This is a genomic window from Nocardia sp. NPDC004722, from assembly GCF_053601505.1.
Genome location: NZ_JBSGBY010000577.1, coordinates 1 through 5,454, shown reverse-complemented (window position 1 = coordinate 5,454; position 5,454 = coordinate 1). Strand labels below are relative to the sequence as shown.

At 67.6% G+C, this 5,454-nt stretch carries 8 protein-coding genes and 1 pseudogene; 2 read left to right on the top strand and 7 right to left on the bottom strand.

Annotated features, from left to right (window positions below):
• Positions 1 to 216: pseudogene (locus ACWELQ_RS37015) on the bottom strand (glutamate-1-semialdehyde 2,1-aminomutase); the annotation flags it as partial.
• Positions 217 to 464: 248 nt separating this feature from the next.
• On the opposite strand from ACWELQ_RS37015, the gene ACWELQ_RS37010 reads away from it, so the two are divergent.
• Positions 465 to 848, top strand: a complete 384-nt coding sequence (locus ACWELQ_RS37010) for a hypothetical protein (RefSeq protein WP_452401673.1) — start codon at positions 465 to 467, stop codon at positions 846 to 848.
• 65 nt (positions 849 to 913) lie between these two features.
• Here ACWELQ_RS37010 and ACWELQ_RS37005 read toward each other — a convergent pair whose 3' ends face one another.
• The 5 genes from ACWELQ_RS37005 to hemB all read right to left on the bottom strand — a co-directional run bounded on the left by ACWELQ_RS37005 (position 914) and on the right by hemB (position 3,765).
• Positions 914 to 1,135: a hypothetical protein gene (locus ACWELQ_RS37005; protein WP_452401672.1), complete on the bottom strand. Its 222-nt coding sequence runs from the start codon at positions 1,133 to 1,135 to the stop codon at positions 914 to 916.
• Between the two features lie 87 nt (positions 1,136 to 1,222).
• On the bottom strand, positions 1,223 to 1,459 hold the full coding sequence (locus ACWELQ_RS37000; RefSeq protein ID WP_452401671.1) for a hypothetical protein: 237 nt from the start codon (positions 1,457 to 1,459) through the stop codon (positions 1,223 to 1,225).
• Positions 1,459 to 1,974, bottom strand: coding sequence for a hypothetical protein (locus ACWELQ_RS36995; RefSeq protein ID WP_452401670.1), 516 nt, complete (start codon positions 1,972 to 1,974; stop codon positions 1,459 to 1,461). Before ACWELQ_RS36995 ends, ACWELQ_RS37000 begins: the two co-directional genes overlap by 1 nt.
• Before the next feature lie 278 nt (positions 1,975 to 2,252).
• Positions 2,253 to 2,756, bottom strand: a complete 504-nt coding sequence (locus tag ACWELQ_RS36990) for a hypothetical protein (RefSeq protein WP_452401674.1) — start codon at positions 2,754 to 2,756, stop codon at positions 2,253 to 2,255.
• Between the two features lie 31 nt (positions 2,757 to 2,787).
• Complete coding sequence (gene hemB, locus ACWELQ_RS36985) at positions 2,788 to 3,765, bottom strand: porphobilinogen synthase (RefSeq protein ID WP_452401669.1); 978 nt, start codon at positions 3,763 to 3,765, stop codon at positions 2,788 to 2,790.
• 188 nt (positions 3,766 to 3,953) lie between these two features.
• Between hemB and ACWELQ_RS36980 the strand changes: the two genes are divergently transcribed.
• A complete protein-coding gene (locus ACWELQ_RS36980; RefSeq protein WP_452401668.1) occupies positions 3,954 to 4,271 on the top strand; it encodes a hypothetical protein in 318 nt (105 codons plus the stop codon).
• Between the two features lie 452 nt (positions 4,272 to 4,723).
• Here the strand turns inward: ACWELQ_RS36980 and ACWELQ_RS36975 are convergent.
• The coding region (locus tag ACWELQ_RS36975) for a uroporphyrinogen-III synthase (RefSeq protein WP_452401667.1) at positions 4,724 to 5,454 on the bottom strand (731 nt) is incomplete at its 5' end.

Below are 5,454 nucleotides of genomic sequence, written 5' to 3'. Positions count from 1 at the left end.
CGGGCCCCACGAACACACCAGGTCCACGTACTCGTTGCCGTCGGCATCGGTCAGCGTGCAGCCGCGCGCGGACGCGATGAATCGCGGCGTCCCGCCCACGGAGTTGAACGCGCGCACCGGCGAATTCACGCCGCCCGGAATGACCGCCGCAGCGCGTTCGAAAAGTTGAGCTGAGACCGGGACCGACACCTGGCTCACACGCGGAGAAGAACTCACGGCACCCAGTCTCTCAGCCGCCCCCAACGCCGTCCACGACAGGGTGTAGTCGAGTGGGCTCTCCCACAGCCGAACCCGCCATCCTCGCACTTCGCGGTGAACTCCGCACTCCAGAGGCAACCCGGCGCAGACCCGACTCGCCCGACCGGCAACACGCCGGAGTGAGTTTCGGACAACGTTATTCGCTAGCCGATTGCCAGTGCGTAATGTCTCGACGCAGGAGACGGCTTCAGCGAGAGGGCGAAACGATGCGGGTCGTTCTGTTCGGGGTTGGAATCGCAGCGGTCGCGGCCGGGATCGTGGCCGGCGGCGGCACCGCGTCCGCCGGAGTGCCGGTGGCCCAGATCGATCAGGGCCGGGTGGGGGTGGCCTTGTCGCACGACGAGACCGTCGCCATCGCTGACGGCCCATTACCTGCCGTGATCAGTATGTTCGTGCCCTTGAGCCGAATGGGTGCCGGACTGCAGCCCGACACCAACATCTATAAGGACGACAAGGGCGGCGTACATGCCTCACTGCGCCAGGTGATCATGGAGGCGGGGGATCACCCCGACGGCAATGTGGTGGTCTTCTTCAACGCCCCGGGTTCACGCGGCGGACGAGTGCTGGATATTTACCAGAACTGGGGTTGAGCGCCGATCGGGTTAATGGCGGCACGGTCTGCGGGCGCGCCGCCACCAGCCCTTGACACGGTCCGCTATGAAAGCGGAATCCCCAGGCAGAACACCGCCCATCCGGTGGAGAGCAGGCAATCCAGCTGCGGCGGTAGTAGGTCCTGCCAGGACGTCGATGCTGGCTGCGACCGGAAATCCGGGACGGCATCCACCGAAGCCGCGGCCGGAGCCGCGGCCACAGCGCCGACAACCCCGGTGGCCAGCACCGCGGCGGCGGTGCGTTTCACGAGATCTGTGCGCTTCATGCCCATCATGTTCCGCGCTTACCCGGACGAGTCCAAGGCAAAACCCGACTTCGCACCCCCGGACAACGGTGTGTCGCAGTGAAAACGTCAGCGCGCCCGGCGGAAAGCCCGCGCCAGCACATCGATCATCAGCAGCCCCGCCCCGATCGCGGCCGCCGCGGCCACGGCCAGCCACGGCCCCACATAGCGCGTGGCGCTGAACGCCGGAACATCACCCTGCGGCTTGAACACGGTCGTCTGAATGCCATTGCGCCAGCACCACACCGCCGCCACCACCAGCAGCGGTACGAGCACGAATTCGGCGAACACGGTCAGCCACCGCATCACTGCGCCTCCTTCTTCTCCTCGACCGTCCCACCGTTCAACCGTTCCAGCGCGGCCGTCAGCTCGGCGCGCAGGGTGACGTGATCGCGCGCCCATGCCTGCACCAGGCGGCCGTCGGTGAGCTTCAGCCCGATTCCCTTGCGCCGCCGCGGCACTCCGCTCAGTTCCCCGAGCGCCCGCGCCGACTGCCAGTCCTCATAATCCCAGGACTCCTCGTCATCCTCCGGCAGCACCTCGGCGATGTCGCGCAGCGGCATCGTTTCGGTGCCCTCGCGCAGCGTGTCCGCGGTGAGTTCGACACTGATGTGCCGCTTGCCCGCCACCACCTGCAGCCAGACGAATCCGGCCAGCAGCAGCGCGCAGAAGGCCAGGCCGAACCAGTGGACGGCCCCGCCGCGAATCACCTCGATCAGCAGGATGATCGCGCACATCGCGGGCCCGTAGGCGATGGTCCGCCAGCGCGCGCCGGGTTCGGAGAACAGCACGGCCCCGGGGGCGTCGATGGACTCACTCATGCGTCGAGCGTAGAGAGCGCGGGATCGATCAGCGGGCCAGGCCCGGAATCAACAGCACGGCGAGCGTGAGCAGTCCGAACAGGAACAGCAGACTCAGCACCAAGACATCCCGCCGCAGGCTGTGCGGTTGCTGGATCACCACTCGCATCGTTGCTCCGCCTTCCCGGCGCCCCAACGCGCCATAACACAACGTATGGCGACCGGCTGCCGGTTCCCGAAAATCCCTGTGACTGCCCTCACCTTACCCGTTAGTACGCCCGTAACAAACTCGGAAGTATCTACTGGGCCGGGGGACGGAAGAATGCCTCGGATTCGGCCCGGTAGCAAAGGAATACGGCGCCGCCCGCCAGCACCGCCTGCACGATTCCGGCGCCGCCCGCGACCAGTCCGGCCACCCCCTCCTTGCCCCCGAAACCGAAAAGCGTGCTCACCGCGCCGATCACCAGGAAGACCCCGAATCCGGTGAGAAGTGCTCGCGCCCAGTTCTTTCCGCGTCCCAGCTGATACACGAACGCCACCCCGACGCCGGTGAGCACCAGCCAGAACAGCGCCACGAGCACGAACACGATCACCACCCAGACCTGCACCTGCGGCAGCGTCACGGTCGGCTGCTGCGCCTTCACCTGGTCGAACATCTGCTGCGCCAGTTCCCGCCGCTGCCCGAACTGCGCGATCAGCGTGGCGATCAACTGCACCACCCCGACCCCCAGGGCCGCGTACCAGAGTTGACCGGCGGTGCGCACGTCTTCGGGAGCCGGGCGCGAAATGCCCGGCGGGACCATCGGATTCACGTCGACAGCTACTCGATCCGGCTCACGCCAGCCAGTGCGCGGCTTCGGTGGCCCAGTAGGTGAGCACCATGTCCGCACCCGCGCGCCGGATGCCGAGCAGCGATTCCAGGATCGCGCCCTTGCGATCGATCCAGCCGTTCTGCGCGGCCGCGGTGATCATCGCGTACTCGCCGGAGATCTGATAGGCCGCCACCGGCACGGTGGACCGATCCGCGACCTCGCGCAGAATATCCAGGTACGACATGGCCGGCTTGACCATGACGATGTCGGCGCCCTCCATGAGATCCAGTTCCAGCTCGCGAATCGCCTCGCGCCGGTTGGCCGGATCCTGTTGGTAGGTGCGGCGATCGCCTTGCAGCGAGGAACCGACCGCCTCCCGGAACGGGCCGTAGAAGGCGGACGCGTACTTGGCCGCGTAGGCGAGGATGCCGGTGTCGGCGTACCCGGCGGCGTCCAGGCCGTCCCGGATCGCGCCCACTTGACCGTCCATCATGCCGCTGGTGCCCAGCAGGTCGGCACCGGTTTCCGCCTGTGCCAGCGCCATTTCCACGTAGCGGGTGAGGGTGGCGTCGTTGTCGACCGCGCCGTCGGCGTCGAGGACGCCGCAGTGCCCGTGGTCGGTGAACTCGTCGAGGCAGGTGTCAGCCATCACGACCGTGGACCCGCCCACCTCGTGCACCAGCGCCCGCAGCCCGCGGTTGAGGATCCCGTCCGGATCGCTGGCCCCGCTGCCGAGGGCGTCCTTGTCCTCCGCCTTCGGCACGCCGAACAGCATGAGGCCGCCGACCCCGGCCGCCACCGCCTCCACGGCGGCCTTGCGCAGCGAATCCATGGTGTGCTGGTAAACGCCTGGCATGGAAGAGATCTCACGCGCCTCGTCGAGCCCGTCGGCCACGAACATGGGCAGAATCAGATGCCGCGGCTCCAGGCTGGTCTCGGCGACGAGCCGACGCATGGCGGGAGTGCGGCGCAACCGCCGAGGGCGGTCCATTCCGGTCATACCCGCATGATATGCCCGCCCGTTACACCGGGTGCGCGCGCCTCGTCGGCCCGCCCGCCGATGACCTTGAAAGACATTGTGAGCAGCGGATTTTGTCGGTGGGTCCGGGTAGAATCGAAGATGTGTTCGATGGAGGAGCGGTGTTCGAACGAGCACCGTGAATCCGGATCGCGACGGGAGGAGTGGTCGTGCTCGCAGCAGTTACCAGCATGTCCGACAAGAGGAACCAGGCCGGAGTGCCGAAGAAGGGGGACGCGATCGATCACGCGTGGGTGCCGCTGGCCAAGCAGCCGCTGCCCGCGGGACGCCCGCGCTCGTGGTACATCTCGCACAACCGACGTTTGAAGGCGATGCGCCTGGCCATCGCCCTCCTGGACTCCGGCGCTTTCAGCCCGGACCAGGCCACGAACGAAAAGATCCGCGAGACAGCCGAAGTCGTCGGCGTCCACTGGCCCTCCGACGCCACCTGCCGCATGGTCCGCCGCCTGATGGCGGCCCAGCGCTGAACGACGGGGGAGGCTCTCCGACGACCACACAAGAGGACGTCGGAGAGCCTCGACCGCAGCAGGCCACCCCTAACTGTTGGGATCGCAATGCGCTGTGCACGGGCTGCCACTGGTGCCGCTGAACAGAGGTCCCAGCAACCCCAGCAACACGGTCGAGACCGAGCTCCCAGTGGAAGTACTGTCGCCGATCGGGGCAACGGGCGCGGGTGTCGCCGAAGCCACCGAGGGCTGGGCCACGAAGGCGATCGCGGACGTCAGGATCAAACCGGCCACCATGCGCTGCATCACTTTTCCCCCTTCGAGAATCGAATACTGAACGCAGCATAGGCAGTTCGCCCCGAAATGAAATGCCACAATTTCAATGGGCGTTTGCCCCATACTCCGAACCACTCCGGGCCCCCGCATCTCGACGATGCGGGGGCCCGGAATAGTTATCGGTCTCGGCCGGAAGCTCAGCGGCTGCGGCGGCTCTTCTTGCGGGGCGGGGGCAGCAGGCCCTCGGCGCGGAGGTGGGCGGCGTGTTCGGCGAGAGCTTCGACGAGGGGGCCGACCTGGGCTACCTCGGGCTGCACGTCCACGCGCAGGCCGAATTCGATGGCGGTCTCGGCGGTTTTCGGGCCGATGCAGGCCACGATGGTGCGGGCGTGTGGCTTGCCCGCGATGCCGACCAGGTTGCGCACGGTGGAGGACGAGGTGAACAGGACCGCGTCGAAGCCGCCGGTCTTGATCATCTCGCGGGTCTCCGCGGGCGGCGGGGACGCGCGCACGGTGCGGTAGGCGGTGACGTCGTCGATCTCCCAGCCGCGGTCGCGCAGACCCTCGGCGAGGGTCTCGGTGGCGATGTCCGCGCGCGGCAGCAGCACCCGGTTGACCGGGTCGAAAACGTCGTCGTAGGGCGGGAAGTCGGCCAGCAGGCCCTCGGAGGACTGCTCACCGGACGGCACCAGCTCGGGGTTGATGCCGAAGGAGCGCACCTTCTCCGCGGTGGCCTCGCCGACGCAGGCGATCTTCACGCCGCTGAAAGCGCGCGCGTCCAAACCGAATTCGCCGAACTTCTCCCACACCGCGCGCACCGCGTTGGTGGAGGTGAACACCACCCACTGGTAGCGGCCGTCGACCAGGCCCTTGACCGCGCGCTCCATCTGCGCGGGGCTGCGCGGCGGCTCGACCGCGATGGTCGGGA